31 protein-coding genes, 1 tRNA gene and 2 pseudogenes are annotated in these 25,774 nt (G+C 46.6%); 21 read left to right on the forward strand and 13 right to left on the reverse strand.

Annotated features, from left to right (window positions below; genetic code table 11):
• Positions 1 to 549: 549 nt before the first annotated feature.
• Positions 550 to 780, forward strand: a complete 231-nt coding sequence (locus tag NSMM_RS05655) for a DUF3465 domain-containing protein (protein ID WP_245654698.1) — start codon at positions 550 to 552, stop codon at positions 778 to 780.
• A 113-nt stretch (positions 781 to 893) separates the two neighbouring features.
• Here NSMM_RS05655 and NSMM_RS05660 read toward each other — a convergent pair.
• The 3 genes from NSMM_RS05660 to NSMM_RS05670 all read right to left on the reverse strand — a co-directional run bounded on the left by NSMM_RS05660 (position 894) and on the right by NSMM_RS05670 (position 2,980).
• Positions 894 to 969, reverse strand: a tRNA-Asn gene (locus NSMM_RS05660).
• 142 nt (positions 970 to 1,111) lie between these two features.
• Positions 1,112 to 1,963, reverse strand: a complete 852-nt coding sequence (locus tag NSMM_RS05665; protein ID WP_090285468.1) for an ABC transporter permease — start codon at positions 1,961 to 1,963, stop codon at positions 1,112 to 1,114.
• Positions 1,964 to 2,056: 93 nt separating this feature from the next.
• Positions 2,057 to 2,980 carry a LysR family transcriptional regulator gene (locus NSMM_RS05670; RefSeq protein ID WP_090285470.1) on the reverse strand — a complete coding sequence of 308 codons (924 nt, stop codon included), beginning with the start codon at positions 2,978 to 2,980 and terminating at the stop codon, positions 2,057 to 2,059.
• A gap of 102 nt (positions 2,981 to 3,082) precedes the next feature.
• Between NSMM_RS05670 and metE the strand changes: the two genes are divergently transcribed.
• The 7 genes from metE to NSMM_RS16995 all read left to right on the forward strand — a co-directional run bounded on the left by metE (position 3,083) and on the right by NSMM_RS16995 (position 9,738).
• The gene (gene metE, locus NSMM_RS05675; protein WP_090285579.1) at positions 3,083 to 5,353 is read left to right on the forward strand and encodes a 5-methyltetrahydropteroyltriglutamate--homocysteine S-methyltransferase; all 2,271 of its coding nucleotides are present in this window, start codon (positions 3,083 to 3,085) and stop codon (positions 5,351 to 5,353) included.
• A 412-nt stretch (positions 5,354 to 5,765) separates the two neighbouring features.
• Positions 5,766 to 5,972 carry an AbrB/MazE/SpoVT family DNA-binding domain-containing protein gene (locus tag NSMM_RS05680; protein WP_090285472.1) on the forward strand — a complete coding sequence of 69 codons (207 nt, stop codon included), beginning with the start codon at positions 5,766 to 5,768 and terminating at the stop codon, positions 5,970 to 5,972.
• A complete protein-coding gene (locus NSMM_RS05685; RefSeq protein ID WP_090285474.1) occupies positions 5,969 to 6,364 on the forward strand; it encodes a type II toxin-antitoxin system VapC family toxin in 396 nt (131 codons plus the stop codon). Before NSMM_RS05680 ends, NSMM_RS05685 begins: the two co-directional genes overlap by 4 nt.
• A gap of 175 nt (positions 6,365 to 6,539) precedes the next feature.
• Entirely contained in the window at positions 6,540 to 7,553 is a 1,014-nt protein-coding gene (locus tag NSMM_RS05690; protein WP_090285476.1) for an SIR2 family protein, read from the forward strand.
• A gap of 9 nt (positions 7,554 to 7,562) precedes the next feature.
• The gene (locus NSMM_RS05695) at positions 7,563 to 9,293 is read left to right on the forward strand and encodes an ATP-binding protein (RefSeq protein ID WP_090285477.1); all 1,731 of its coding nucleotides are present in this window, start codon (positions 7,563 to 7,565) and stop codon (positions 9,291 to 9,293) included.
• A 108-nt stretch (positions 9,294 to 9,401) separates the two neighbouring features.
• Complete coding sequence (locus NSMM_RS15560; protein WP_176753864.1) at positions 9,402 to 9,551, forward strand: hypothetical protein; 150 nt, start codon at positions 9,402 to 9,404, stop codon at positions 9,549 to 9,551.
• A 7-nt stretch (positions 9,552 to 9,558) separates the two neighbouring features.
• Positions 9,559 to 9,738 (forward strand): hypothetical protein, encoded by a 180-nt coding sequence (locus tag NSMM_RS16995; protein WP_090285479.1) that lies wholly within the window; start codon positions 9,559 to 9,561, stop codon positions 9,736 to 9,738.
• 160 nt (positions 9,739 to 9,898) lie between these two features.
• Here NSMM_RS16995 and NSMM_RS05705 read toward each other — a convergent pair whose 3' ends face one another.
• The 5 genes and pseudogenes from NSMM_RS05705 to NSMM_RS17005 form a co-directional block, all read right to left on the reverse strand.
• Positions 9,899 to 10,504 carry an alpha-ketoglutarate-dependent dioxygenase AlkB family protein gene (locus tag NSMM_RS05705; protein WP_245654695.1) on the reverse strand — a complete coding sequence of 202 codons (606 nt, stop codon included), beginning with the start codon at positions 10,502 to 10,504 and terminating at the stop codon, positions 9,899 to 9,901.
• Between the two features lie 65 nt (positions 10,505 to 10,569).
• Positions 10,570 to 11,283: a 2OG-Fe(II) oxygenase gene (locus NSMM_RS05710; RefSeq protein WP_090285481.1), complete on the reverse strand. Its 714-nt coding sequence runs from the start codon at positions 11,281 to 11,283 to the stop codon at positions 10,570 to 10,572.
• Positions 11,284 to 11,286: 3 nt separating this feature from the next.
• Positions 11,287 to 12,159 (reverse strand): methylated-DNA--[protein]-cysteine S-methyltransferase, encoded by an 873-nt coding sequence (locus NSMM_RS05715; RefSeq protein WP_090285483.1) that lies wholly within the window; start codon positions 12,157 to 12,159, stop codon positions 11,287 to 11,289.
• An 18-nt stretch (positions 12,160 to 12,177) separates the two neighbouring features.
• Entirely contained in the window at positions 12,178 to 12,351 is a 174-nt protein-coding gene (locus tag NSMM_RS17000; protein WP_425412351.1) for a hypothetical protein, read from the reverse strand.
• 485 nt (positions 12,352 to 12,836) lie between these two features.
• Positions 12,837 to 13,091, reverse strand: a pseudogene (locus tag NSMM_RS17005) (IS256 family transposase); the annotation flags it as partial.
• Positions 13,092 to 13,108: 17 nt separating this feature from the next.
• Between NSMM_RS17005 and NSMM_RS17010 the strand changes: the two are divergent.
• The 4 genes from NSMM_RS17010 to NSMM_RS05735 all read left to right on the forward strand — a co-directional run bounded on the left by NSMM_RS17010 (position 13,109) and on the right by NSMM_RS05735 (position 15,434).
• On the forward strand, positions 13,109 to 13,186 hold the full coding sequence (locus NSMM_RS17010; protein WP_425412352.1) for an ATP-binding cassette domain-containing protein: 78 nt from the start codon (positions 13,109 to 13,111) through the stop codon (positions 13,184 to 13,186).
• Positions 13,173 to 13,415, forward strand: coding sequence for a hypothetical protein (locus NSMM_RS16005; RefSeq protein WP_425412353.1), 243 nt, complete (start codon positions 13,173 to 13,175; stop codon positions 13,413 to 13,415). Before NSMM_RS17010 ends, NSMM_RS16005 begins: the two co-directional genes overlap by 14 nt.
• A 103-nt stretch (positions 13,416 to 13,518) precedes the next feature.
• A complete protein-coding gene (locus NSMM_RS05730) occupies positions 13,519 to 14,907 on the forward strand; it encodes a hypothetical protein (RefSeq protein WP_090285487.1) in 1,389 nt (462 codons plus the stop codon).
• A 158-nt stretch (positions 14,908 to 15,065) separates the two neighbouring features.
• Positions 15,066 to 15,434, forward strand: coding sequence for a DUF3703 domain-containing protein (locus NSMM_RS05735; RefSeq protein ID WP_090285488.1), 369 nt, complete (start codon positions 15,066 to 15,068; stop codon positions 15,432 to 15,434).
• 445 nt (positions 15,435 to 15,879) lie between these two features.
• Here NSMM_RS05735 and NSMM_RS05740 read toward each other — a convergent pair whose 3' ends face one another.
• Positions 15,880 to 16,458, reverse strand: a complete 579-nt coding sequence (locus NSMM_RS05740) for a ferritin (protein ID WP_090285490.1) — start codon at positions 16,456 to 16,458, stop codon at positions 15,880 to 15,882.
• Positions 16,459 to 16,635: 177 nt separating this feature from the next.
• Here NSMM_RS05740 and NSMM_RS05745 point away from each other — a divergent pair, with 177 nt between their 5' ends.
• From NSMM_RS05745 to NSMM_RS16010, 5 genes are all read left to right on the forward strand, one after another.
• Positions 16,636 to 16,935, forward strand: coding sequence for an ArsR/SmtB family transcription factor (locus tag NSMM_RS05745; protein ID WP_090285492.1), 300 nt, complete (start codon positions 16,636 to 16,638; stop codon positions 16,933 to 16,935).
• A gap of 355 nt (positions 16,936 to 17,290) precedes the next feature.
• On the forward strand, positions 17,291 to 17,884 hold the full coding sequence (locus NSMM_RS05750; RefSeq protein ID WP_176753866.1) for a Spy/CpxP family protein refolding chaperone: 594 nt from the start codon (positions 17,291 to 17,293) through the stop codon (positions 17,882 to 17,884).
• A gap of 72 nt (positions 17,885 to 17,956) precedes the next feature.
• On the forward strand, positions 17,957 to 19,144 hold the full coding sequence (locus tag NSMM_RS05755) for a cytochrome-c peroxidase (protein ID WP_090285495.1): 1,188 nt from the start codon (positions 17,957 to 17,959) through the stop codon (positions 19,142 to 19,144).
• Between the two features lie 125 nt (positions 19,145 to 19,269).
• A complete protein-coding gene (locus tag NSMM_RS15110) occupies positions 19,270 to 19,533 on the forward strand; it encodes a hypothetical protein (RefSeq protein ID WP_143001871.1) in 264 nt (87 codons plus the stop codon).
• Positions 19,534 to 19,745: 212 nt separating this feature from the next.
• Entirely contained in the window at positions 19,746 to 20,072 is a 327-nt protein-coding gene (locus tag NSMM_RS16010; RefSeq protein WP_090285497.1) for a hypothetical protein, read from the forward strand.
• A 76-nt stretch (positions 20,073 to 20,148) separates the two neighbouring features.
• Here the strand turns inward: NSMM_RS16010 and NSMM_RS16015 are convergent, their stop codons facing one another.
• From NSMM_RS16015 to NSMM_RS05775, 3 genes are all read right to left on the reverse strand, one after another.
• Complete coding sequence (locus tag NSMM_RS16015; RefSeq protein WP_090285499.1) at positions 20,149 to 20,358, reverse strand: hypothetical protein; 210 nt, start codon at positions 20,356 to 20,358, stop codon at positions 20,149 to 20,151.
• A gap of 152 nt (positions 20,359 to 20,510) precedes the next feature.
• Entirely contained in the window at positions 20,511 to 20,984 is a 474-nt protein-coding gene (locus NSMM_RS05770) for a ferritin-like domain-containing protein (RefSeq protein ID WP_090285501.1), read from the reverse strand.
• Between the two features lie 99 nt (positions 20,985 to 21,083).
• Positions 21,084 to 21,686, reverse strand: a complete 603-nt coding sequence (locus NSMM_RS05775; protein WP_090285503.1) for a peroxiredoxin — start codon at positions 21,684 to 21,686, stop codon at positions 21,084 to 21,086.
• 303 nt (positions 21,687 to 21,989) lie between these two features.
• Here NSMM_RS05775 and NSMM_RS05780 point away from each other — a divergent pair, with 303 nt between their 5' ends.
• The 3 genes from NSMM_RS05780 (at position 21,990) to NSMM_RS05790 (ending at position 23,852) form a co-directional block, all read left to right on the forward strand.
• A complete protein-coding gene (locus NSMM_RS05780; RefSeq protein ID WP_090285505.1) occupies positions 21,990 to 22,622 on the forward strand; it encodes a phosphoadenosine phosphosulfate reductase domain-containing protein in 633 nt (210 codons plus the stop codon).
• A gap of 281 nt (positions 22,623 to 22,903) precedes the next feature.
• Positions 22,904 to 23,161 (forward strand): hypothetical protein, encoded by a 258-nt coding sequence (locus tag NSMM_RS05785; protein ID WP_143001872.1) that lies wholly within the window; start codon positions 22,904 to 22,906, stop codon positions 23,159 to 23,161.
• 217 nt (positions 23,162 to 23,378) lie between these two features.
• On the forward strand, positions 23,379 to 23,852 hold the full coding sequence (locus NSMM_RS05790; RefSeq protein WP_090285509.1) for a DUF4399 domain-containing protein: 474 nt from the start codon (positions 23,379 to 23,381) through the stop codon (positions 23,850 to 23,852).
• 275 nt (positions 23,853 to 24,127) lie between these two features.
• Here NSMM_RS05790 and NSMM_RS05800 read toward each other — a convergent pair.
• A pseudogene (locus NSMM_RS05800) lies at positions 24,128 to 24,490 on the reverse strand (IS6 family transposase); the annotation flags it as partial.
• Between the two features lie 553 nt (positions 24,491 to 25,043).
• Here NSMM_RS05800 and NSMM_RS05805 point away from each other — a divergent pair.
• Positions 25,044 to 25,769, forward strand: a complete 726-nt coding sequence (locus NSMM_RS05805) for an esterase/lipase family protein (protein WP_090285513.1) — start codon at positions 25,044 to 25,046, stop codon at positions 25,767 to 25,769.
• Positions 25,770 to 25,774 lie beyond the last annotated feature (5 nt).

Raw genomic sequence — 25,774 nt, forward strand, 5'->3', positions numbered from 1 at the left:
GCGATTCCGGGGGGTTACGCCTTCGGCGGCGCTATATTCTACTATAGCGCACTCTCCTGCCAGGATGATGTTTTAGCAGGCTGCCACTATACCCTAGCTTGTGGTTTCAGTACAAGATCAAGTCTCTTTCTATACCAAATAAGTGAAAAATCGAATCTTATTGATTAATACCACGTGACAGCTCAGCATGAAGCAGGCTGAAGTGGATTACCCATGAAGGTGCGGTGCAGCAATTAAAATTTGTTGTGGCTCTGCTTATGCATGTATCGAGGTAAGAACGGATGATGCAGAAGTTCTCCGCCCCATTGAGAGTGCGGAAGCAACCGGAGATTTTTTATTTTACTTTAGGCATTCGAATCACACGTTCACCCAGATTATTTATGAAAAGAACACGAAGGTCCGTCACAAAGCGCAGCACCTCGTCCGGTTCCCGCACATGCTTGAGAGTCGTTCCTTCGCGTCCAGCCTGACCACCGAGCTTGGCACCCGAGGGGGTAACGCAGTAAGCTTGCCTTCTTCAGCTCATCGGAGGACGGTGGCTTGTTAAAAGTGGGGGAAATTACCGATTTCATTGAATTAGAAGTCGATAGCGATGAATTATTAATCCAGCCATTTGCGAGCGCGCAAAGAATAGATACCTTGGCAGTGAATGACCAGATCAAATTTTTTGGTGAATATGAATGGAATGATAAAGACGGCGTTATTCACTGGACGCATCATGATCCTGAGAAGATTCATGTAAATGACTGGCTTTTTCATAATAGTATGATCTATCAATAATCATCATGTACTGATAGCAACTACAGTGAAAAATCTATTTTGCGTGCCTTAGGCCGACCCAAAGCCTGTAAGACCGGTGATCAGCAGGATCGGTGGTCAATCCAAGAAAAGCATGGCTCCCCGACCAGGGCTCGAACCTGGGACCTGCGGATTAACAGTCCGTCGCTCTACCAACTGAGCTATCGGGGAATAGGAGGAAAGCAATTTGAACGAGGTGCGATATTAGCCTGTTAAGCTGATTTGGTCAATACCGCTTGTGTAGAGACTGTAGAGAACAAACAAATTCAGGCCACATCTGTGAAACATGATCAACCGTCAGCCTTACCGGCATTCAAAGCACATCGGCAAACCCCTTACGGGTTTTCTGGAACCAGGCGTAACCTGCCCACGCGACTACAGTGGCGATAGCGGTATAAATACTAAGCCCTATCCAGTCAGGCAATCTCCCCCAGATAAGCACGGCCCTCGCTTGCTCGATGATGAAGGTAAGCGGGTTGGCCATAAGCCACGGCTGAATTTCCTCCGGCAATGCGGTTACGGGATAAAAAACAGGAGCAAGAAACAGCATAACGGTAGTGACAATGCCAATAGTTTGCCCGACATCCCTCAGGAAAACACCGAGTGAGGCCAGCATCCAGGCAATGCCCAGAGTGAGAATGATCAACGGCAGCAATACCAGCGGCGTAAAAACAGCTGTCCAGTGCAGGTAGCCATTGAACAGCACGAAAGCAATCAGCAGCACGCCTAAACTGACCAAGCTATGAAACAGCGCGGCCCCCATACTGATAGCCGGCAGAATCTCCAGCGGAAATACTACTTTTTTGACATAGTTGACGTTGGAAAGAATTAACCCTGGCGCGCGGTTGAGCACTTCAGCAAACAGGCTATGCACGATCAAGCCGACAAACAACACCACGGCAAACTGGGTTTTGCTTTCTTCTTCACCCATCCCCCAGCGCGCCTTGAACACCACGGAAAAGACAAAGGTATATACGGTAAGCATGAGCACGGGATTGAAAAACGACCAGGTAAGCCCCATGAAGGAACCTTTATAACGTCCCACCACTTCGCGTCTGATCATCTGCGCGATAAGCTGACGGTTATGCCACAGGCTCTTGCCCAATGCCAGCAGGGAAGTTGGGCGAGCAGCATGAGGATTAAATCTTATTGATGGATCAATCATACGAAGCACTCCGGTTCGGATAAAAATTAGGTCTGTTGATTAGCTAAAGTAGTTGCCTGGTATTTTCTGTACAAATTTTAAATATCTTCAATTTCAGCGCATCTCTTTCAATGGTTTAATGCCATCCAGCGTGGCGAAGCAAACCCGATTGATCGTTTGCAGAAAATCCTGCAGGTAACGAAGCGAGGCGGTATCTTCCCGCACCGATAAATACAGATCACTCCACAGACCATTTGCACCAATGCGCCGGGCAATGACGTAGTTGTAATCCAGATAGTTCCTGATTCCCCAGCCTGGCAGCGCGGCGATGCCTCGCCTGCTTGCCACCAGTTGCAAAATGGCCACCGTAAGCTCGGCAGTTCGTCTTTGCCAGGTCACCCCCGCAGGCATCAACACTTGCCGAATCAGATCAATGCGTGTTTCTGGCACAGGATAGGTAATCAGCATATCCTGGGAAAAATCCATGGCATCGAGTACGCGTTTCTTGCCGAGTACATGTCCCGGCGCCAGCACCGCCAGAATCTCGAAACAAAATAGCGGAAAATGCACAATACCCGACTGAGGCTGGCTTTCGGAACCAATGACGACATCGGCAACCCCTTTTTTAAGTAGGGAAACAGGGTCGCTGTGGAATCCAGAAACCAAATCCAGCTCGACCGCAGGCCAGTCCGAACGAAAAGTATCCATGATCGGCATCAACCAATCGAAACAGGTGTGACATTCCAGCACAATGCGCAGGCTTCCTGCCGCCTGCTGGGTAATCCTTGCCAGATCACGCTCCGCTACCCGGATATCCTCCAGTATTTTTTCTGCCAGCAGCACGAGGCGCTTGCCCGCATCGGTCAACTGCACCGAGTGCCCGCTGCGCTGAATGATGGACAACTGGTAATAATCCTGCAACACCCTGATTTGATGAGACAAGGCGGACTGAGTTAAATGCAGGCGCTCTGCCGCCAGCGAAACACTGCCGGTTTCGTGTAATGCATTCAGAGTACGAAGATGGCGCAATTCCAACATATATGAATATTATTCATTGTTAATCACAAAAACTATCATTTGATTCATTATAGTGCATCCTTGACAATGTCTGTTTCTCAATCAGCGCAACAAGGTGCAATCATGATACTTACCCATAATCTCGGGTTTCCCCGAATCGGCGCGCAGCGGGAGCTGAAAAAGGCGCTGGAAGCATACTGGAACGAAAAATCTACTGCAGAGCAACTATTGGCAGCAGCCAATAGTATTCAGGCTGCCAACTGGAAAATACAGCAGCAAGCCGGGATCGATCTGATTCCAGTCGGAGATTTTTCGCTGTACGACCACGTGCTCGACATGACGATGCTGCTCGGCGCAATCCCGCGCCGCTTTGATGCGGATTACCCTAAGCCGCTCGATCTGTATTTTGCCATGGCGCGCGGCAATGCTAAACAGCCTGCAATGGAAATGACTAAATGGTTCAACACCAATTACCATTACATCGTACCGGAGTTTGATGCAGATACCGAGTTCAAGCTCGCATCCACGAAGCTTTTCGAAGAAATAAAAGCCGCGCAGGCCTGTGGCATCACCCCTAAACCGGTTCTGGTCGGCCCCTTATCCTATCTCTATCTGGGCAAGGAAACCATTGCCGGGTTCGATCGCTTGCAGCTCTTGCCACGTTTGCTGCCGGTCTATCAGCAAATTTTGCAGGAAATGGCATCTCTTGGTGTGACCTGGGTACAGATCGATGAACCAATACTAACCCTGGATCTCGACCATGGCTGGGCAGAAAGCTTCCTGCCTGCTTACCAGACACTTGCCACAACTGGCTGCAAATTGATGCTGGCAACTTACTTCGGCTCAGTCACACACCATGCCGCCACACTTGCAACATTGCCAGTCGCTGGATTACACCTCGATCTGTGCCGCGCGCCTGAACAGCTCGATCACTTTTCAGGCAGTGATTTTACGGATAAGGTGCTGTCGCTCGGTATCATCGATGGTCGCAATATCTGGCGTGCCGATCTGTCTGCCAAACTAAAAACTCTGCTCCACACCTTGTCCGCAAGGAAAAGTCCTGTGTGGATTGCACCCAGCTGCTCATTGTTACATTGCCCGGTCGATCTGACGCAGGAAAGCCAGCTTGATGCAGAAATCAGAAACTGGCTGGCATTTTCCGTGCAGAAACTCCAGGAAATCTCGACACTTGCACGAGGCCTGAACCAGGGACAAGCCTCGATCAGTGCTGAATTGGCCAGTGCAGATCAAGCAATTCAATCACGGCGCGAATCAACCCGCATCCATAACCCGGTCGTCCGTCAAAGAGTGGCGGCGCTCGGCGCATCTGATTATGCGCGCAGCCATTCTTTTACCGAACGGCAAAAAGCGCAACGCCAACGTTTCAGCCTGCCGCTGCTACCAACGACCACTATCGGCTCCTTTCCGCAAACATCTGCCATTCGCCAGACTCGCGCCGCCTTCAAGAAAGGTGATATCAGTCATCTCGACTATCTCGCGGCTATGCGTGCCGAAATCGGAGATGTCATTCGTAAACAGGAAGCGCTTGAGCTCGATGTGCTGGTACACGGCGAACCCGAGCGCGGCGATATGGTGGAATATTTTGGCGAACAGCTGTGGGGATATGCATTTACCGAGCACGGCTGGGTACAAAGCTACGGTTCACGTTGTGTTAAACCGCCAATTCTCTATGGTGACGTTCACCGCCCGGAAGCGATGACCGTGGAATGGCTCGCTTATGCGCAAAGCCTAACCAAAAAGCCGGTCAAAGGCATGCTGACCGGCCCGGTCACGATGCTGATGTGGTCATTCGTGCGTGATGATCAACCACATGCACAAACCGCGTTGCAGCTGGCATTGGCAATCCGTGACGAGGTTCGCGATCTGGAAAAAGCCGGTATTGGCATGATCCAGATTGATGAACCGGCCTTCCGAGAAGGCTTGCCGTTGCGGAAAGCAGAATGGCAGGACTATCTGGATTGGGCTGTGAAAGCATTTCGTGTAGCCAGCGCAAACGTTCAAGATGAAACGCAAATACACACGCACATGTGTTATTCCGAGTTTCACGACATCCTGCCCGCCATCGCTGCACTCGATGCCGATGTGATTACCATCGAAACATCGCGCTCGCGCATGGAATTACTGGATGCATTTGCGAAGTTTTCCTACCCGAATGAAATCGGCCCCGGTGTCTATGATATTCACTCGCCGAGGATCCCGGACGCAGCGGAAATGCTTGCTTTACTGCAGAAAGCCGCTGCAACCATCGATCCGCGGCATTTGTGGGTCAATCCTGACTGCGGCCTGAAAACCCGCAACTGGCCTGAAACCAGCGCGGCCCTGGAAAAAATGGTGAATTGTGCCAAAAATATGCGCGGTATCCTGCAAAGTTGAAGTTAAATTCACCTTATCGGGATAGCATGGCCCATATCGTTCTATCGCCACGGGAATCCATGCAAAGGCTGGCCACGTTTGCTCAAGCGGGTGTTTGAAATCAGCAATTAAATTATAACCATGCATTATTAACATTAAATGTTAATAATGCATGGATGGTAAAACTGGTTCTGTTCAGGCAACCAGTTCGTCTATGGTGCTTATGGGATACGCTCCCGCAGCTAGCGCGCCATGAACCAAATAACGAATCTGATGCAGATTACGTACACATCACAACCAGGCCGCTAAATAAAGCTATACCTGATTCACCGGCTGTATCCGCAATTCGCACCCCCCCCTGTGCCTAACCTATCTTGACCACCCTGATCGATAAAGGTATCGTAATACCATTCTTCTATCGATAGGTGTTGCCATGACTACAGTAACCGTTTCTCCTAAGTATCAGATTGTCATTCCTAAAGAAATTCGTGAATCGATGGGGATTGTGTCTGGCCAGAAAGTCCAGATCACATCATACCAGGGGCGAATTGAGGTGGTTCCTCTCAAACCCATGAGGGAGATGAGAGGCTTTCTGAAAGGAATCGATACCACCGTTCTCAGGGAAAAAGATCGGATATGAATGTCGTAGATTCATCAGCCTGGTTGTCCTATTTCGCCAGCGATGGCAGCTCTGCGGTATTTGCCGAGCCCATTGAAAAACTATCAAAGTTACTGGTCCCCAGCATCACAATCACGGAGGTTTTCAAAAATGTATTACGTCAACGAGGAGAAGAAGCAGCCCTGATCGTCACTGCCCATATGGAACAGGGTAAGGTAATTCCGCTAAATTCGGAGCTTGCCAAGGATGCTGCAAAATTTGGTGTTCTCCATAAATTGCCGCTGGCCGATAGCATTATTTTCGCCACTGCTCAAAAGTATTCTGCTGTAATCTGGACTCAAGATAACGACTTCGAAGACTTGCCGAATATCAAATACATTTCCAAGTCAAGCACAGGCAGATTCAACAATTAACGGTGACATAGCCTTGATTTAACAACTATATAGATAGCCCCTATATGATTATAAAACTTTTTACCGACTTTATCAGACAGGAAATGTCATATATATTACGTTAGAGTGGACTGATACTATGGACGCGCCATACATCCAACAAGAACGATGCAGAGAAAATAATGGCGGGAATAGTATGCCCGATGTGAACTACCACAAGCAAGCACAGAACTTTTACGGGAAGGCACCTGTCATCATTTTAGGCAGCGGTGCCTCGGCTGCGCACGGCATGCCTGGAATCCAGGCGCTAGCGGACCATCTGGTTGAAAATGCTGACGTTTCTGGGCTAAATGCTGCCGAAATCGAAGCATGGGAGAAATTCTGCCAGCTGTTGAAGGATAAAGTTAACCTAGAAGACGCTCTGCACCAAGTAACAGCTTCCGAAGATTTGACATCCAGAATTGTCAAATCCACTTGGGGGCTGATTAGCTCTGAAGATAGCAAGATCTTTCAGATGAGCCTCCAAGATAATGCGTTGTTTCCATTGAGCCGCCTTCTTGAGCATATGTTCAAAAGCAGTCTCAAAACAATCAACATTGTCACTACAAACTATGATCGCCTAGCGGAGTATGCATGCGATCAGGGGCGAATCCACCATTATACTGGGTTCACCCACGGCTTCTTCCGCCAGCTCGCAGACCCTTCAGAAATTACCTCTGAGCGCAAGGCTAATATTTGGAAGGTCCATGGGTCTCTGGATTGGTTCCAGTCCCCTCTGGAAGATACTGTCGCCCTCCCAAATATCCAAGACATACCGGATAACTACCAGCCGCAGGTCGTGACACCTGGAACGCAAAAATACCAAACAACTCATCTTGAGCCGTTCCGTTCCATTATCAGTCGCGCTGATCAGGCTCTCAATGATGCCGGTTCGTACCTTTGCATTGGTTATGGTTTTAACGACGAACATATACAGCCGAAACTGATGGAGAAGTGCCTTCGGCAGAAAACACCAATGACGGTTATCACCTACGCGCTTTCTGGCTTAGCCAGAAAGCTTATTCTTGAGCGAGGCGCACAGAACTACCTGGCAATAGAACGGGGCGAAAACGACGACCAATCGATCGTTTATTCCTCTCTGGATAAGAATCCGCTGAAAGTGGAAAAAAATATCTGGAGTCTTGAAGGTTACCTGTCACTCATCATGTAGGAAGAAAAGATGCCGATTTTTAACTTTAAGGACAAAGAAGCACTGGGGAAGGTTGCCTCCGTCGACACTACAAATGTGATCGTAGAGGTGGAGAACGTCGACCAACTCAAAAGATTGCAGGTTAACCATCTCGCTGTACTACAAAGCAGCAGGCCGGGACAACACCTCATCGGTCTCATTACGCAGGTGACTCGAAAGCGTGGCATCGAAGAGATTATCAATAACGGCATCAACGACCACGCTTCAGAGTTAAATCTGTGCCGTATCGCCCTGATCGGCACCATGCTGGATCGTGATGGCGAAAAGGAAAACGTGTTCCGCCGCACTCTCGAAAGCGTTCCCGAAATTGACGCGAACTGCTTCTCGCTCGAAGGCGAAAACCTCACAGCGTTCATGCGCACCCTTTCCAGCGTCTCAGCCGACGGAAATTCCCTCACTCTCGGCAAATACACGCTGGACGAGCACGCTGTTGCCTACCTCAACGGTAACAAATTTTTCCAGCGCCACGCATTCATTGGCGGCAGCACCGGTTCAGGTAAGTCCTGGACGACAGCCAAGATCATCGAGCAAATGTCGGAGCTTTCTACAGCCAACGCCATCGTCTTCGACCTCCATGGTGAATACTCACCACTTGTAGGACGGGGCATTCAACACTTTAAGGTCGCCGGACCAGCAGACGTTGAGGCCAAGAAAACTATTGGCGACGGTGTGATCTACCTGCCGTACTGGCTGCTTTCGTATGAAGCGCTCGTGTCCATGTTCGTCGACCGCAGCGACCAGAATGCCCCCAACCAGGCCATGATTATGGCGCGCGAAATCAACCAGGCGAAGCAAAAGTATCTGGAGGAAAACGGTCAGCAAGATGTGTTGAAGCATTTCACCGTCGATAGTCCAGTTCCGTTTGCTCTCGATGGCCTTATGAGGCGGTTGAATGACATCAACGTCCAGATGGTTCCTGGGGCGGGTGGCAAAGAGAAGCAAGGCGATTTCTTCGGAAAACTCGCCCGAATGATTTCACGCCTTGAGAACAAAATCTCTGATAGACGCCTTGGCTTTATGTTCAACGGCGGTAGAGAGCTATTGGATTTCACCTGGCTTGAGAAATTCACCACTGCGGTGCTCGGGAGCACCAGTGAGAATAGCAAGGCCGGGATTAAGATCATTAACTTCTCGGAAGTGCCTTCTGACGTACTGCCATTGATCGTATCTCTAGTTGCGAGGGTCTCGTTCTCCGTCCAACAGTGGACACCATCGGAGCTACGTCATCCTATTGCGCTCTTGTGTGATGAGGCGCATCTCTACATGCCTCAGCGCAACATGGCCGACTCTGCCGACGACATCTCGCTCGATATTTTCGAGCGCATTGCTAAGGAAGGTCGTAAATACGGCGTCAGCCTTGTGGTAATAAGTCAACGTCCGTCCGAAGTAAATAAGACGATGCTCAGCCAGTGTAGCAACTTCGTATCCATGAGATTGACCAACGCTGAAGATCAGGGCGTTATCAAGCGTCTACTTCCGGATAGTCTTGGCGGGTTCAGTGACATCTTGCCGACTCTCGATACAGGCGAAGCGCTTGTTGTCGGTGATGCCAGTCTGCTACCAAGCCGGATCAGAATCGACGAGCCCAAAAACAAACCAAATAGCGGTACGGTCGATTTTTGGGATGAATGGCAGAAGCCTATCAAGGATAATCGCTTGTCAACTGCCGTTGATAACTGGCGTAAGCAGAGTATTCAATAGAAAAGGGAAAGGGGGCGCCACCCTTTCTTATATACATACGGCGTCACCAGCAGAGCTTACCGAAATGTCGCAGGGTCTCCGTCCTTGGTGTGTCAATGGGTGATTTCATTGCTGATTTCGCTGCGTTACCTGTTGGCTGCCCATCTGCATCTGCTTACACCGGTATTGCAGGGTCACGGTATCAAGCATGAAGCCATTGTAACGGGAGTTCGGGCTACTGGCGTTTCACTGGATCAATACCCTGTTGGGCAATGTTAAATCTGGGATGCAAGGAACTTATCATACGATTCAATCAAAACATCTGCCACGCTATCTGGCGGAATTTGAATATCTATTTAATCAGCGGTTTACGCTCGATGCAATTGTAACCAGATTGGTTCATGCGTCAGTCCGGACGCCACCCCCGCCGGGTCGGCTGCTAAGACTGGTTGAAACTTCTTGGTAATCAGGTAATGTTTTGAGTCTAGTATTGTTTAATTTTTATTAATATCTAATAATCAATTATTTATACTCGGATAACGGTTTGATTTTCCTTAGCGTATGCTTCCGTACTGCAGGACTTTAGACCCCGTAACTATGTTTGTGAGTTCTCATGTTTTTGGTAATCAACGATTAACGATCGTTCTAAACGTTAAGTTTACTCTTGGTTCCTGTACCCTTTTCGTTAGCGGTAAACGGTGCAACCAGTTAGCCTGAGTAGTTCCTTTCATGACCAACAGGCTGCCATGTTGTAACGTTATGGATACAATGTCTTTAGTGCGTTTATGCTTAAAGCTGAACTTTCGTGCAGCACCAAAACTCAGGGAGGCAATTGCGCCGTTTTTCTTTAAATCGGTTTCGCCATCGCTGTGCCAGGCCATTCCTTCCGAGCCATCGTGATACAGGTTAAGCAGGCAAGAATTAAATTTTTCACCAGTTGTTAGTTCCACTTGCGTCTTCAAATCCACTAGCTGAGGTGTCCATGGCAAGGCAGATTTAGTGGTGTTGGAATAGGTGTAGCTATAAGGTTTATCGCCATACCAGGCCACTTTCCGTTTAGTAATAATGTGCTTGCCAAAAATAACGGCCTCATCGTGCTGCCACGCAACAGTGTCCAACAGCTGTGCCAGATAAAAGTCTGCCTCCCGCCAGGACATCAACGTGCCGTAGTAGGAAACATCGCCATCCTGTGTCAATACGCTAATGGGATTTTTTAGAAGTTCGTCGAACAAATCTCGCTCTGCTGATAAATGACCTTAGCTTCTGGTCGCTAATATCACGATGATTCAATACACCGTTAACTGGTTGCATCATGAAAAATGACACCTAATGTATGCCGTTGACCGCTGTGTACTTCACTCACGCCATGCTTCATGGGTGCCCGATAATATCCCCTGGTTCCCTTCACTGGCCTGAAGTACGTGGTAAAAATCACCATGTCTCCCAGCTTTAAATTTACCACTATGGCTTTCGACTGAGCCCGTGGTGTTTGCTGCGTTAAAACAAGCTCGCCGCCGCTGAAATCTGTCGTCGGGTCATTCAGTAAAAATACCGCTTGCATGGGAAAGTAAACTTCGCCGTACAAATCCTGATGCAAGGTATTAAAATCACCCCGTCCGTATTTAAGAATTAATGGCGTTGGTTTCAGTTGCTGGTTAGCTTTGCACTCGGCAAGCAAGCCCTGATATGTCAATGGAAATTGTTTGTCGATTTCCAGTTGGTTCATCCATAGATTGGCAATCGGAACCAACTTTGGGTACACCGTTTCTCGTATTCGCTGAATAATGTCTGGCAGTAGATAAGCAAAGTATTTATATTCACCTCGCCCAAAACGATATCGCTCCATTACAACCGTTTTACGGTATGCCGTTGAATTGTCATATTGATCGATAAAATGTTGACAATGGCCTTTGGAAAAAACGCCGGGCACAATGGCATAACCCTTGTTATGCATCGCCTCGCTAACCCTTACCCAGTCAATGGATTCCAGTTTATTTTGCACATCGAGCATGTGTTATTCACTCGCCCTTACTGCTTCCAACCTGGCGGCTTCCCAACCAATCAAAACCGATTTCCGCGTGGTACCCCAGCGGTATCCGCCCAGACGCCCACTGGATTGTATAACTCGGTGACAGGGAATAAGAAAAGCGACCGGATTACTGCCAATAGCGCTGCCAACGGCTCTAAACGCTTTCGGCTTATTGATTTTTCCAGCCAGATTGCCGTACGTAGTTAATCCACCTTCGGGAATAGTTAGCAAACTTTCCCAAACCTTCAGCTGAAAAGATGTGCCACTAAGATGCAGTTTAATTTGGTTCATCTGGCGCCAGTCCTTTTGAAAAATAAGCAACGCGTCCTGCTGCAACCGGTCCATGACTTGACGGTATATTGCGTTCGGGAAGCGTGATTTTAAATCAGATAACGCTTGTTCTTCATTCTCCTCAAAAAACAGATGACAGATGCCCTTTGTGGTTGATGCCACAATCAACTTGCCGAAAGGACTGTTGGCAAAAGAGTAGTTAATATTCAGCTGCTCTCCGCCATTTTTAAATTCTCCCGGCGTCATTCCCTCAATCGAGACAAACAGATCGTGCAGGCGACCAGTGCCGGATAACCCGGTTGCGTACGCAGTATCAAGCAATGTCGACTGCTCATTACTTATTAGCTGCTTGGCATAGCCAAGACTTAGGTATTGGACAAATTTCTTGGGACTGATTCCTGCCCAATCCGAGAACAGCCGTTGGAAATGAAAGGGACTCATATTTACTTCGGCAGCCACCTGATCCAACGACGGCTGCTCTTTGAAGTGCCGCTGAAGATAGTCAATTGCATTCGCCATTCGATAGTATGTCTTACTATCCTGAATAACTTCATCTTGAGTTGTCATAATAGACTCACCCTAATTCTAAAAATCAGATTTTACAGATCGATATACCGCTGGTAGTGTGATCTTTTCAGGTGTCGCGATACGTTTTAGCGCATGCATATGCTTAATAAATATCCGTACTTTGGTAGAATCACCAAATTCCTTGGTCATGGCTATATCCATAGCACCGGGTAACAAGGCGTTCACTCGAATACCATTTTTTGGCGTGTCACCGCAATCACTTTAGCGCGCTCGTGTCGGTAACGGTAGCAATCTTGTCATTTAACATTCCAGTTGCTGCGCCCGCATTTACGCTGAACCAGAGAACACTTTATTGAACAGCGCTGCATAGATCGACCCGTTTCTTGCTGAATTCACTCAATGGATAAGAAAGACAGGGCTCATATGAAAAGAGCGTGATTATGGCCTTAGCCGACGAGAGCATACTGGGTCTCATGCAGCGCCATTATTTTTATGATCGATGAGCTCAATACTACTGAATTGATAGGTCATTTTATGCAAGACTTTAATTTTATTGGCTAAGTCATCGTTAAGTAGTAATCTACACTGTTCTTATATGAGTCAATAAGATAGAGTCTGCAATGAAAACTAAAGAATTCCAGCTATCAACGGCAAAGCTTGAAAGAGTGACGCCACACCAGAGAAAGGAGTTATTGTCAAATCTAGTGTATAGAGAATCAAGTGGCCACCTGTTTTTGACCTCCATTTTGTTTAATACCGTTAACGAATTTGATACTCTGCACAACATCTGCTAACAAATTTATAGCGCCTTAGTCGTACCATTTCTTCTGCGCCACTTCCATCAGTTTGAACGCCATTGTCAAAGTAGTCGTCCGGTTTCCACAGTTTTTGGTTCTGGCTGTTCTCGGCCGGACAGTTGCAAAGACGGATTCGACTGGATTGGTTGTTTTAATGTGTTGCCAGTTTTGCGCGTCAATAAACGAATCGTTTGTCTGGCGGCCAGCAGCAACGGGTAGCGATTGCGCGGGCTTTGGTGACGCGGCCCTGCGTTGGTGTTTACCGATGAGCCTACCGGTAATCTGGATACGCACACGGCGAATGAGGTGTTTAGTTTATTTGAGCGTTTTAACGTTGAACATCAATGTGCGATTGAGATTGTGACGCATGATCCGCGCTTGAGTGCACGCTGCCCGCGGACCATTGGTTTGACCGATAGCCGTGTTGTTTATGACGACGCCTCTGCCGATTTACCCAGTTTGCTTACTTTGGGTCGCCAGCTGACTATAAAACTGTGAGCGCAGGCGGCCCGTCTCCAACGTTTGCTTGGCATCGTGTACCGTTAAATGGCACTTTTGCACTTAATGCGACAGAACCAATAAATTTACAGGCCTATTATTAATGAGAAAATTAGCACGTATATTGCTTGTTTTATTTGTTATTTCAACACTCTCGGGTTGCTTGTCGCCTATTGTGTTAAACCGGGCAGTCGAAGTTTATGACGACGCTGCTATCCGTGCAGAATCTAAGCAACTTTTGATTAATATTGTTCGCGCCCGGCATCATGAGCCGTTGCATTTCACAAGGGTTTCAAATATTGCAGCCACTTTCAGTTTTAGTGCGAATGCAGGGGCAACTCCTGCGCTGACAGGAGATAGTGGTAGTCTGTTGGCACCAATATTTGGAGGGGGCGTTTCAGAAAATCCTACTTTCAGCATTGATCCAATTTCAGGAGAAGAATTTACGAAACGACTCCTGACCCCATTCAGTCAACATAAGTTGACCTTGTTACTTCGTCAGCACTTTGATGTTGACCTTATGTTGCGGATGATGGCGCAGGAACTGCGCTTGTATCACACGGAACAAAAAACTGCTATTCGCAATAATCCAGGATCTGGGGAGCGAGGTCACCAGCGGCGCTTGCGCCATGGCTCAAAACAGAGACCTGTTTCTCCAAATATCTTGGATACAAAAAACCAGGATATCTATTATCAACTTCCCGGCATTCAATTGACCCAAGAGCAGAAGCATCGCCAACGCAACCGGCAGCGCGCACATTTGCAACAAATCACCTATCATAATAGCCCATCAGATCAAGATGGTTACGAGATGTTTCGTCGTGTCGCGCTCCATCTCTCAGCCATTCAAGATCAGAAAAAACTGTATGCTGAACCGTTGACACTTGAGCGCAACTGGACTATACCTGCTGGTGCGGTTTCGACGGAAGGACTGTTTCAGGCCATAGAAAACGATTTTAGTGTGAATTACGACCAGCAAAAAGGCACGTATACGCTTAGCAAACAATTGTTGGGCCCTATTCTCATCACAAACTATGATCCAGATATACTCTGTTGTGAAGAGCGCGCAGAGTTATACGACTTGATCAATCCCTGGATAGAAAATGATGTCGCTTTCGATATCAGACCAGGCTATCCTGGCGGTGAATGGCCAATAAGAGGCTCTTTCCGACTCAGAAGTTTCCATACAATTCTCAACTTTATCTCTCATTCTCTGAGTGAAGAAGCAGAATATTACGTTGAGAAAGATCCGCGCACACCACCCATTGCCAGAGATGAGAATCCCAGCCATACCTTAGGGCTTATCATCGCAGATAAACTCCCGCCCGATGTTAATCTGTCCACTTATTTACATGGAAAATATTACGCAGTGGATACAACAGGGTCGCATTCCCACTGGAATCTTAATGCATTCCAATTACTCTACATCCTATTCAGATTGACGATCACTGACGCAAAATCTCTCGGTTTACCTATTACTATTTCCAAGTAATTTTTTCAAAATAAATCGTAGTTGACTATTTTTGAGTTCATCAGGCAATTTTTCTTAAATGAAATTAATGAGCGATTTGAATGAAAAACACCTAACGCGAAAGAGCCTTTCACTACGCTCCATTTCTAGACATTCATGCGGCGCGTCAGGAGATCACCATGCGAACTAGCTTTTCCAAACAGATAAAGCCCTATATTGAGGCAGAGCTTAACAAAGCGGCCTCGGCCAGATCGGCAAGTTACTATGACGAGGAGTTTTCCCACCTGGAACGAGCGCATGTTCTCGGACAAGAATCAACTTATTGGCACGTCAAAGTGCATGTATTAATGTTGGCGTGGGCTGTTCGTAACCATGCCATTAAAGAATCGCTCGGGCAGGTTGTACGTACTATTGGTGCCGCGACGGTAACTGTACTGGGATTGATCCCATTGGGCAATACTGGTGGCAGCAATGTCAACCCATTTAAGAAAATGCCGATTGATCCGGAACTTGCCGCGCTCATTCACAAAGCCAAGGACGGGACATAGCCAGGCGGTCATTGGAACCAGATAAAAATAAGACTTAAGCAGACATATTTTTTAATAAATTAAGTTAGTTGACATATTGGCAATATCTGTTTCCAACCCAGGCTGGGTGAAAACACCGAGAGTATTACAAATCATCGGCATGTAAAATGCTCGGCTAGCGGTGAAATTGTCACTTACCGAGGTAAGCTCAACACACGCATTACCAGGGAAAAAGTAGGTACACTGCACAAACTGAGTTATAACTAAATCTAGTTAGTGTTTGAGCGGTTGAAAACTGGAGCAGGTGGGTTTATCCCAGTAAGGAACGCAGGATAAGCTGTCACACATATTTAGCGACTATACCCACCTGCAGATTTTATAAACTAGATTTGATCTAGCATCTTTTTAGGTCAGTGTTAATGGGTCGACTTCCTCACTATTCTGTGAAAAATAAATAAACTCTTTACTAATCTTCCCGTTCACCCAGTTGCCTATCAATCATCAGCAATCCAGGAGCAGAATCTCCTATCATATTCAGTTGATCGACAACTAATTTAGTCGACATCAACTCCTCGACCTGCTCTGCCACAAAAAATTGTAGATAATTATGCGTTGCAGCATCTTCTACCTGGCCCGTTAATTTTATCAAGCGATTAATCATTTCCGTAACCTTCTGCTCATGTAGGTAAGCATCTTGAAATGCAGCCAAAGGGGACTCCCAATTACTAGGGGGCGCCTTGATGCCTGTTAGGACAACGCGACCGTCACGATCATGAATATAATCAAAGAATTTTATGGCGTGCTCAGTTTCTTCCTTTGCTTGCAAGCGCATCCAATGGGCGGCTCCGACCAAGCTTTTTGATTCAAAATAAGCAGCCATGGAAAGATATAAGTATGCAGCATGTAATTCTGCATTAATCTGCTCATTTAAGGCTTTCTGCATTTTGCTATCCAGCTTTCCTACCTGGCTGGCCTCTTGCGCTTGAGCCGAAAAAATAAAAGCAACTAATAAAAAAATAGTACTCATAAATCTTAGTTTTTGCATCATGACCCCTTAGAGTTAGTTAACCGATTGTTAAAAATTAAGAAATTTTAATTCTATCCATTTATCTTATGTCAAAGCTTAGCAATTTGTTCAGTCTGGATAATAAAAAAGCACTGACGCTTACGTAGCATAAGCTGCTATACTAATATTAGTATAAGATAATAAGATAATATAAGTATGCGCGATATGCAAAAAAATGTTCAAGCGGCATCGAAATTACTAAAGACGATGGCAAATACCAGTCGTTTGATGGTGTTATGTAACATTGTTAAGCAGGAACACACAGTTAGCGAGTTGGAAAAATTGATTGGTTTGAGTCAATCGGCGTTATCGCAACATTTGTCACGCTTACGCTATGAGGGTATTGTGGAATATAGACGTGAGGGGCAAAACGTTTATTATTCCTTGAAAGATGACAGTGTACGCCGTGTGCTGGAAGTCCTATATGACATCTACTGTGAAACTGATAATGAATAACCAGTCAGGTGTGCCAAAGAGTGGTTACATGATTGAATCAATGACCACTACTACAGCGCATGACATTCTTGACGCACTCGATAGTAAAGCCCCTTCCATAGCCTCAACATGGAATGCTGTTTGCCTGGGAGTCACGGGAGGTACTAGCCAGCGTCGTACTGTAGCCATCCCGCAAATACCATCGCATAATGTGTTACTTGGGCAAAGTCCGGTAAATGAGTATGTCTCACCAAAATCGTCTATGCATAATATTCTTTGCATAAAAGTTAGAAAGGGAGCAACAGAACCATTAGGTTGGGAATATAGCGGAAGCTATTAAATTAAGATTGTTTTTAACTATTTAGGAGAAATGACCATGATTGATTCAAAATCCATAATTTCTACTGTTGTTAGTACTGTATTCGTTATTGCTATCTCTACTGTACCAACTATCTCATTAGCTGAAAGTGCTCAATCTTTGAATAAGAGTTTGATGCTAGCGCAGGTCCCTCAGCATGAACAAGATAAGGAAAGTGCACATGGTAGTCACGACAAGAGTAAAGAGGGGGATAGCAAGCACGGCGCCAAAAAACATGGCAGCATGAAGAAGGATAGGCCTGATTATGCCCATATGGTCATATCTCATTCAGACACATTAAAGCTCAGTAATGAGCAATTGGGGAAAATCGTACGCCTGCACTTGAAACACGAGCAGGAACATAAAAAACTCAAAGCAGAATTGAAAAAAAGCATGAAGACCTTCAAAAAGGAAAGTATGAAACCCAGTACCAGTGATGCCCGTTTACGCGAAATCGGTAAGGATCAAACGAATGCTTTCAATGCAATGGTCGAACATCACATTACGGAGCGTCATGAGATTCATGCTGTTTTAACCACTGATCAAATCAACAAACTCAAAACAATGAAAATGCAACATTGTGATCAAGATAGTGAACATAATCATCATTAATTAAATTCCCTCGTTTCAAAGAGCGAGGGAATTTACCAATAAAAAGCTGTTGATATAAATTATGGAGGTGACATGAAACTTATTTTATTTCTCGCACTAATTTTAAGTGCCCAGGCATACGCTCAAGATGACAATAAAAACCTCGGTGCTTCCAAAGAACACCAGGAAAACCATGAGCAGGAAGAAGGCAAGCATGGCAGTGGTCACGATCATGGGAATAAGCATGAAGGAAGCAAACATGGAGACGACCACGGGCATAAAGGTGGCATGATGCAAGGCGGTGAGCATGGTCACAAAGGCGGTAAGCATGGTGGTGGTCATGGGGATGAGCATGAGGAAGGCAAGCATGGGGGTGGTCACGGGCATCATGACATGAACAACGTTAAGCAATTTTTTGAACCATTACCTGCATCAATTATTGATGAAGAAGAGAATGCAGCCCTGATTAAGCTTGGCAAAATGCTGTATATGGATCCAAGGTTATCAGTCAATGACAAAATTTCCTGTAATTCCTGTCACGGACTCAACAATTTTGGCGTGGATAATGAACCCACATCTCCAGGCCATGAAGGTAAGCGTGGTGGTAGAAATTCTCCCACCACCATGAATGCGGCACTTCATATTGCTCAATTTTGGGATGGACGCGCCAGAGATGTGGAAGAACAAGCTTTAGGCCCAATTTTGAATCCTGTTGAAATGGGCATGCCAAATAAAAGTGCTGTTGTAAAGAAAATACAAGCCATTGATGAATATCAGACACTATTTGCAGAAGCATTTAGTCAAGAAAAATATCCATTTAATTACAATAATATTGGTAAAGCGATTGGCGCTTTTGAGCGCACACTATTAACCCCTTCACGCTTTGATGATTTTCTTAATGGCGACGAAGATGCGTTGAATAAGAGTGAGAAAAGAGGCCTGAAAAAGTTTATGCATATGGGCTGTACCAATTGTCACAATGGTGTTGCATTGGGTGGCAACTCATACAAAAAAATCGGACTTGTTGAACCATATGAAACATCAGATATGGGTCGCTTTGAAGTGACTGGTCTTGAAAGCGACAAGAAGGTATTTAAAGTGCCGAGTCTACGAAATATTACTAAAACAGGACCATATTTTCATGATGGTTCAGTTGAAACTTTAGATGAAGCAATTCAATTAATGGCAAAACATCAACTGGGTCTAGATCATGTCGGCCATGGGATGGTTAGAGATATCAAAGCATTCCTGGGGTCCTTGACGGGTAAAGACCAGTTATAATTGAATGTGCAGACTGCACTACGTGTGCAGTCTGCACATTCATTGCGTTATCTACGAAAGCACCATGTCTGAAACGGCTTCCGGGATTCGCTCGACGTCGCGGGCACTGGCTCAGCTATACGCGCTTGGTTGCAGAAAAATCTTTCCCTATCGATATAGTAGCACCGTGGCGCGACAAGCAACCATTGACCGGCGGTATGGTGGCGCAGTGGCTACGAATGGAATCTACCGAACTTGCTTTCAGGAAGGGTCTCAACCGGAAGTCCTCGATATTCACCTCCCCCAAACTGCGTAGCGGTCCAGGATTGCGGGTGACACTGTCAGCAGGAAGCACGCCATTGACGCGCTCCATCGTGTGCTCACAGCTTCACAGTCGCTTGATCTGGTAACAGTTGTAGGGTTTCGGCACAGGAAAATCAACTACGGATCTTGCCTGGGATGGGCATGCGATGGTTTATGAGAATGGCACGTTAATAACGGAATCCAAACGTTTTCATTACGGCTCTCAGCTATTACTCGCCGATCTTGATTTGGATCGTTTGACACAGGAGCACATGCGGCAAAACAGTTTTAGCTAAAGTGTGAGCATTTCCGGGAAGAAATGCTGCGGAATCTTAACCATCCGGTCATGCAAGGCGAACCGGTTTACGACGTTACATTCGAGAATGTGCAGGCAGGTGAGCGGACCAATCATCTTTGCCGTCTTGTAAACTACCATCACGCCTTGGTACTCAGCACTGGTGATCTGAGCGAACTGGCTTTGGGCTGGTGCACTTACGGTGTTGGCGATCAGATGTCGCACTATGCCATCAATGCCAGTGTACCGAAGACGCTGATCCAGTTTCTCATTCGCTGGGTGGCCGATATGCAGCAACTCAGCGATGCGACAAACGATGTTCTGCATGCCATCTTGAATACGGGAATCTAATTCCGAATTGATTCCCGGAAAAACAGCCAGCGATCAACCTGCACAACGGACAGAAGCCATTATCGGTCCCTACGAATTACAGGATTTCAACTTGTATTACACAACCCGGTTCGGCTATCTGCCGGAGAAAATAGCCTTCCTTACCTATTGCAGCTGGCATGATCGGATACAAAATCGCTGGCCGAGTAAATCGGAACATGGGCGGCATCAGTACACAATTGGTGAAACCAAGCATTAGCTGCAGATTTTCGCCTACCGGTTCTTTCAGGCCAGTCAATTCAAACACAGTTGTACTCCCAATTCACCCAAAGTGGGCTCTGGCGGCTCACTTTCGCCGCGCGACAGTGAAGCCACTGTGTGGTTTGAGCACATTAAACGCATTCCGGATGCCGCCCCTTAAAATGGGCTACTCAACAAGAAAACCGTGTGGAATCGTATTTATTTCTCAGTAGGAGTAGCACAAGGCTGCCGCAGCATTTTCCTAATGGCATCGGCATGCAGCTCCTCTTCCGCGATCAAAGTGCGGGCATATTCCTCCAACACCACCGATTTGCCTTGAGCCAATTCCAGTAGCTGATAATAAGATTTCAGTGCTGCATCCTCATGTGCAAGCGATTCGCGCAGAATATCACCAACCGGGATTGAACAAGCCAAACTGTTATCATGCTGGTGCGTCTCCAGTAACGGGCCGATGGCGAGCGAAGGATGTCCTTCCAGCAGAGTAACCAGCTCACCTGCCTTGCGGGCATGCAGCAATCCTTCCTCAGCTTGCTTGTTCAGCCATTCGACAATAGGAATGCGGCCATAGCCATAGACCATCAGGGCATAGTGTGTATAACGCACCACGCCGGCGAGTTCAAGTTCCATGATCTGATTTAGTAAGGCAACCGCTTTATCTTTATCCAGATTCATGTGTTTCTCCTTCTGTTATGTGGATAAGCTACCGAACACCACTCAATTTAAAATTGTCAATTTTCAGAAGCGCCCTGCAGTGAAACCATTGTTTGAGATCTATAATTTATCCGCGTGCTGACTGAGATATTCCGCAACCCCTTCAGGACTGGCTTTCATACCGGCCTCCCCGCTCTTCCAGCCCGCAGGGCAAAGTTCACCGCGCTCCTCAAAGAATTGCAGCGCATCGACCATACGCAACATCTCATCGACATCGCGCCCAAGCGGTAAATCATTAACTACTTGATGACGCACGATACCTTTCCTGTCGATCAGGAAAGAACCTCTCAGCGCAACATGATCTGGATGGCTTACCCCATACGCATTCATCACTTCCCCACCCAGATCCGATACCAGGGCGATATTGATCGGGCCGATACCGCCCTGGGTTATCGGTGTATTACGCCAGGCATAATGCGTGAAATGAGAGTCCACCGACACGCCGATGACTTCGACGTTACGGCGCTGAAAATCTTTCGCCCGGTGAGAGTGGGCAATGATTTCCGACGGGCAAACGAAAGTAAAATCCAGTGGATAAAAAAACAATACTGCATATTTGTCGCGAATATGCGTATGAAAATTAAAATTTTCGTCGAAACTGCCATCAGGTAAAACAGCGGGCTTAGTAAAATCGGGAGCAGGATGAGTAACGAGTATAGACATTGTTTCTCCTTTCTGATTGATTAAGGAATTATTGAATCGATCCAGGTATCACGTAAAAGTTTGACAAACCTTTTACATAAAAGATCTGGAAGAGCAGTATTATCCGGATCTTCAGAAGGTATACGTTCAATCAAAAAATAGCAATCAAAGTATATCCATGGATTGCCGAAATTTACCGCCGCCACTAGAAATGGTCTGTTTTCACCCGCTCGCTTGCCGGCAAGTGCGACACTTCATTACATTTTTAGTATTTTGCAATCGGAAGCATGGAATTATTTTTCCAATCCAGCAGGGTAATACTGAATGACAATAAATCAAATTTCAGAGCACAATGCGACATTACGAGATAAATCTGCACCGGAAATAGTTCGCTGGGGCATTGCACAAGCCAACGGCCGCGCCATCGTATCAACCAATTTCCGCCCTTACGAAGCTGTTATTCTTCACCTTTGCGTTCAGGTACAACCGGATATTCCGGTACTTTGGGTTGATCACGGTTACAATCGACCCGCAACCTACCGGTACGCCAAGAAACTTTGCGATATGCTTCATCTTAACCTTAAGATCTATCTACCGAGGCTATCCGCTGCTCATCGTGATGCCATTTATGGCCCCATTCCAAGTATCGATGATGAAGAGGAACTGAAAAAATTCAGCGCGATGATGAAACTGGAGCCCTTTCAGCGCGGCATGAAGGAATTAGCGCCTGCAATCTGGTTCACTGCATTACGAAAAGTGCAAAATCCGCATCGGGCCAAACTGGATATTCTCTCCAGGGATGAGCTATCTGATGTCATTAAAATCAGTCCGATTTTCTACTGGACGGATACCAACATGGAAGCCTATCTCAAGCAGCACAATCTGCCCAACGAATGGGATTACTTCGATCCAGCAAAAGCTAACGAGAAGCGCGAATGCGGAATACACATCAAATAAGCAAGGGCATACTGGCCCAAACAAACTCCTCAAAGAGGAACTGACATGGCCATGATCCGTATCCAATTCCAGACAGGCTTGTCCTTTACCTGCACTTCTGGCGAATTTTGGCACAGATGAGCAATGCACGGATGCATTGGGAGCGTCCCATTGGCCGCAAGGATTAGCTGCCCAGGCTACGGCAACACGAATTACTATTTGTTTAAGGCGGGAAAACACAAGAACTTCCAATATAAGTGCTGCTGGTTGCAGACATCTCTGACCGCAGGCACACTGTTCCAATGCACCCACTTGTCGCTAAGCGACTGGTTCCTGGCAATTTATCTGATCAGCCATGTCAGGATCGGCCTGGCGGCAAGGCAGGCTGGGACTCCGAGAACAAGGTATCTTTTGTGGCGACCATTTCTCTCGGTGCCGAAAGCCGTCTCCTGTATATTAAATGGCACTGGCACCTGGCTTTACGCGCAAAGCAATTTTTGACTGAGCTACCACTGACCTCGCGCCAGGTTGTTAAATGGAACAAAACCCAATTTGAGTAGTCATAAATTTATATGCTTCTATACTATTTTTAGTGGGAGGAACGGCGCACAGAGGAATTCGCCGGAATTTACATAATACTAGTCACATCTTTATTGTTTTAATTATCACCAAAAAGCACTCAACTCAAAATAACAGAGGCATATAAAATTAATTTGCCGCACTCTAGTACGGTCAAATTTGACATCAACTGACCGAAATCAATATGGAGAAAATATCATGAGCTCGCATGCAGCCAGATTATCTATCAGGCATTTATTCATCTATGCATCCACATCAGTCCTTCTTATAGCTAGTGCAGATGCACTACCATATGGGAGTAGTGGTTATTCAATGGACCCAAACTATGCAGCGGAACCCAAGCAAGCCGTGCATTTTATTGAGCCCAAAAACAATGCCACTGTTGACCAGGAATTCACTGTTAAAATGGGTATCACAGGCATGGCGATCAAACCTGCCGGGGACATGACACCCAACACTGGCCATCATCACCTTCTGATTGATGAAGATCCAATTAGAACAGGCGAAGTCATTCCAAATTCTCCTGCGCATTTGCATTTTGGTAAAGGTCAAACTGAGACCACACTAACACTAACACCAGGAAAACACATCTTGACGCTGCAATTTGCAGATGGCGCGCATCAATCGTATGGCTACGCTATGCGGCAAAGCATTACAGTGCATGTAAAATAAAAAATTAGTATTTATATTTAGCGCAAGTACCCCTATAATCCATCATTTAGTACCTTGAAGCACTAAATGATGGATTATAGGGGTACTTTTCTATCGGCATCGAACACTGTTCGCACTGCAACTGGTATATACATGATTGATGCGCGCCATCTTGGAGCGCATTGCCTCATAAAAAAGGTAGCCTGGACGAGTGAAAAAATGCGTTTCAATTGTCGCTCAATAGCTGCTTGATTGGCACCACGCTTGTCCATCGCTACTTTTTCAGACATATATTACTGTTTCTTGAAAAAAAGCATGACGGCTGCTTTATCACGCTTGACCGTCAATAGGAAATTAATGGTGTTTTCTTCTTTGTCGACAGCACGATAAAAGTATTCCCAGGCACTTTTGACTTTGATATAAGTCTCGTCCATACGCCAGCTTCTACCAACCGAGCGTTTATACTTTCTTCTGAAAATATTCTCCAATTTTGGTAGAAACCGGATCGCCCAACGGCTCGCTGTAGAATGATCTACAGATACACCACGCTCCTCCATCATTTCTTCCAGGTGTCGGCAACTTAACGGGTACGCCATGTACCAACGGATACAAACCAGAATTACCTCAATCGGAAATCGCATCCTTTTTACAATAAGCATGTAGCGTCACCATCTCTTTAACGATCAACACGCTACACGAATGAATCGATGATCTCGCTTAATGCGACAGAACCAGTTTTCCTGTACCTAGTCGCAGACATGCCTGTATTCGGTGAAGCAAGAGGAAAGGAATGAGTCTATCATTGGGAGTCCAGCAAAGAGATCATTTTCTCACGACCACTGAAGTTTCACCGTTTTACGGTTATCAGTTATCAAGGTTCGCTGTGGTTATAGGTCGAGGTTAATTTTGATAGGGTTTGCTATAAATAACACAGACCCCATCAAAATTACTTCTGAGCGCAGGCATACACTTCATTAGAAAACATTAAATTTTCAATTAGATATAGCATACGATTAATATTGCCACAAAACCAAAAGCGTGAAACTTCAGTGATATTAGTGCCATAATCCCTAATGGTGCCTGAATCCGGAATATTGTCTAGCATGAATAAAAGGACGACGATAACACGCAGCCCGGCCGTAGGTATGCCACAGCATTTGCCGAGGATTGGGATGTGGCTCGCCGGGCTTTCTTATAAGAGAGAGCATTTTTATGGCACGCACTACGCTGGTTCTGTTGCATGGTTTTCTCGGTTTCTCGCATAGAGGGCCCATTGAATATTTTCGCGGTGTAAAGGGAGCGTTGCGCGATATGCATATTGCGCCACTCACCCCCGAAGTTCCCGTCGCCGGTACCATAGCCGAGCGCGCGGAAACGCTTGCCTCAGAACTTTTTCGCGGCAACACATCTACTTTTGCTTTGGTGGCGCATAGCATGGGTGGGCTGGATGCTAGATATCTGATTACCTATCTAGATCCGGATCACCGCATAAAAAGTTTGCTTACTGTTTCCACCCCGCACCGCGGCAGCCCATTGGCGGCATGGATGCTTGAATCGCGCGGGCCGATTCCGGCCTGGTTTCGGTATATTGGCCGCCCGGCGCTGGATGAGTTAACCCCAAAGGCATGCGCAGCCATGTCTATCCCAGACCGCGAGGATGTGGACTACGCTTCCTATGCGGGCTGCCGCCCTGTCGATGAGCTTCCGTTCTGGCTCAAACCCTATGGGCGCATTATTTCTGAGGAAAACGATGGAATGGTTCCGATTAGCTCCGCGCAATGGGGGAAATTTCGTGGCATCATGCGCGCCGATCACGTGGAATTACTCGGGTGGAGCTTGAGCCTGTCCAACATTCGATTCAGAAGGCCTTTCGACCACCTTCGTTTTTGGAGACAGGCAGCTGTCGAAGCTATCGCAGCGGCAGAAGAAAAAACATGATAAAC

Origin of the sequence: Nitrosomonas mobilis (assembly GCF_900103035.1) — a bacterium.
GTDB lineage: Bacteria > Pseudomonadota > Gammaproteobacteria > Burkholderiales > Nitrosomonadaceae > Nitrosomonas > Nitrosomonas mobilis.

Excerpts from the sequence above, each read along its gene's own strand:
- NSMM_RS05780 (WP_090285505.1), top strand. The coding sequence starts at position 21,990 with ATGACAATAAATCAAATTTCAGAGCACAATGCGACATTACGAGATAAA.
- NSMM_RS05735 (WP_090285488.1), top strand. The coding sequence starts at position 15,066 with ATGCGAACTAGCTTTTCCAAACAGATAAAGCCCTATATTGAGGCAGAG.
- NSMM_RS05750 (WP_176753866.1), top strand. The coding sequence starts at position 17,291 with ATGATTGATTCAAAATCCATAATTTCTACTGTTGTTAGTACTGTATTC.
- NSMM_RS05805 (WP_090285513.1), top strand. The coding sequence starts at position 25,044 with ATGGCACGCACTACGCTGGTTCTGTTGCATGGTTTTCTCGGTTTCTCG.
- NSMM_RS05710 (WP_090285481.1), bottom strand. The coding sequence starts at position 11,283 with ATGCTCGATGTGCAAAATAAACTGGAATCCATTGACTGGGTAAGGGTT.
- NSMM_RS16995 (WP_090285479.1), top strand. The coding sequence starts at position 9,559 with ATGCAAGGAACTTATCATACGATTCAATCAAAACATCTGCCACGCTAT.
- NSMM_RS05770 (WP_090285501.1), bottom strand. The coding sequence starts at position 20,984 with ATGAATCTGGATAAAGATAAAGCGGTTGCCTTACTAAATCAGATCATG.
- NSMM_RS05740 (WP_090285490.1), bottom strand. The coding sequence starts at position 16,458 with ATGCAAAAACTAAGATTTATGAGTACTATTTTTTTATTAGTTGCTTTT.
- NSMM_RS05690 (WP_090285476.1), top strand. The coding sequence starts at position 6,540 with ATGCCCGATGTGAACTACCACAAGCAAGCACAGAACTTTTACGGGAAG.
- NSMM_RS05790 (WP_090285509.1), top strand. The coding sequence starts at position 23,379 with ATGAGCTCGCATGCAGCCAGATTATCTATCAGGCATTTATTCATCTAT.
- metE (WP_090285579.1), top strand. The coding sequence starts at position 3,083 with ATGATACTTACCCATAATCTCGGGTTTCCCCGAATCGGCGCGCAGCGG.
- NSMM_RS05755 (WP_090285495.1), top strand. The coding sequence starts at position 17,957 with ATGAAACTTATTTTATTTCTCGCACTAATTTTAAGTGCCCAGGCATAC.
- NSMM_RS05730 (WP_090285487.1), top strand. The coding sequence starts at position 13,519 with ATGAGAAAATTAGCACGTATATTGCTTGTTTTATTTGTTATTTCAACA.
- NSMM_RS05785 (WP_143001872.1), top strand. The coding sequence starts at position 22,904 with ATGCACCCACTTGTCGCTAAGCGACTGGTTCCTGGCAATTTATCTGAT.
- NSMM_RS05665 (WP_090285468.1), bottom strand. The coding sequence starts at position 1,963 with ATGATTGATCCATCAATAAGATTTAATCCTCATGCTGCTCGCCCAACT.
- NSMM_RS05715 (WP_090285483.1), bottom strand. The coding sequence starts at position 12,159 with ATGACAACTCAAGATGAAGTTATTCAGGATAGTAAGACATACTATCGA.
- NSMM_RS05775 (WP_090285503.1), bottom strand. The coding sequence starts at position 21,686 with ATGTCTATACTCGTTACTCATCCTGCTCCCGATTTTACTAAGCCCGCT.
- NSMM_RS05670 (WP_090285470.1), bottom strand. The coding sequence starts at position 2,980 with ATGTTGGAATTGCGCCATCTTCGTACTCTGAATGCATTACACGAAACC.
- NSMM_RS16010 (WP_090285497.1), top strand. The coding sequence starts at position 19,746 with ATGCTGCGGAATCTTAACCATCCGGTCATGCAAGGCGAACCGGTTTAC.
- NSMM_RS05680 (WP_090285472.1), top strand. The coding sequence starts at position 5,766 with ATGACTACAGTAACCGTTTCTCCTAAGTATCAGATTGTCATTCCTAAA.
- NSMM_RS05695 (WP_090285477.1), top strand. The coding sequence starts at position 7,563 with ATGCCGATTTTTAACTTTAAGGACAAAGAAGCACTGGGGAAGGTTGCC.
- NSMM_RS05745 (WP_090285492.1), top strand. The coding sequence starts at position 16,636 with ATGCGCGATATGCAAAAAAATGTTCAAGCGGCATCGAAATTACTAAAG.
- NSMM_RS05685 (WP_090285474.1), top strand. The coding sequence starts at position 5,969 with ATGAATGTCGTAGATTCATCAGCCTGGTTGTCCTATTTCGCCAGCGAT.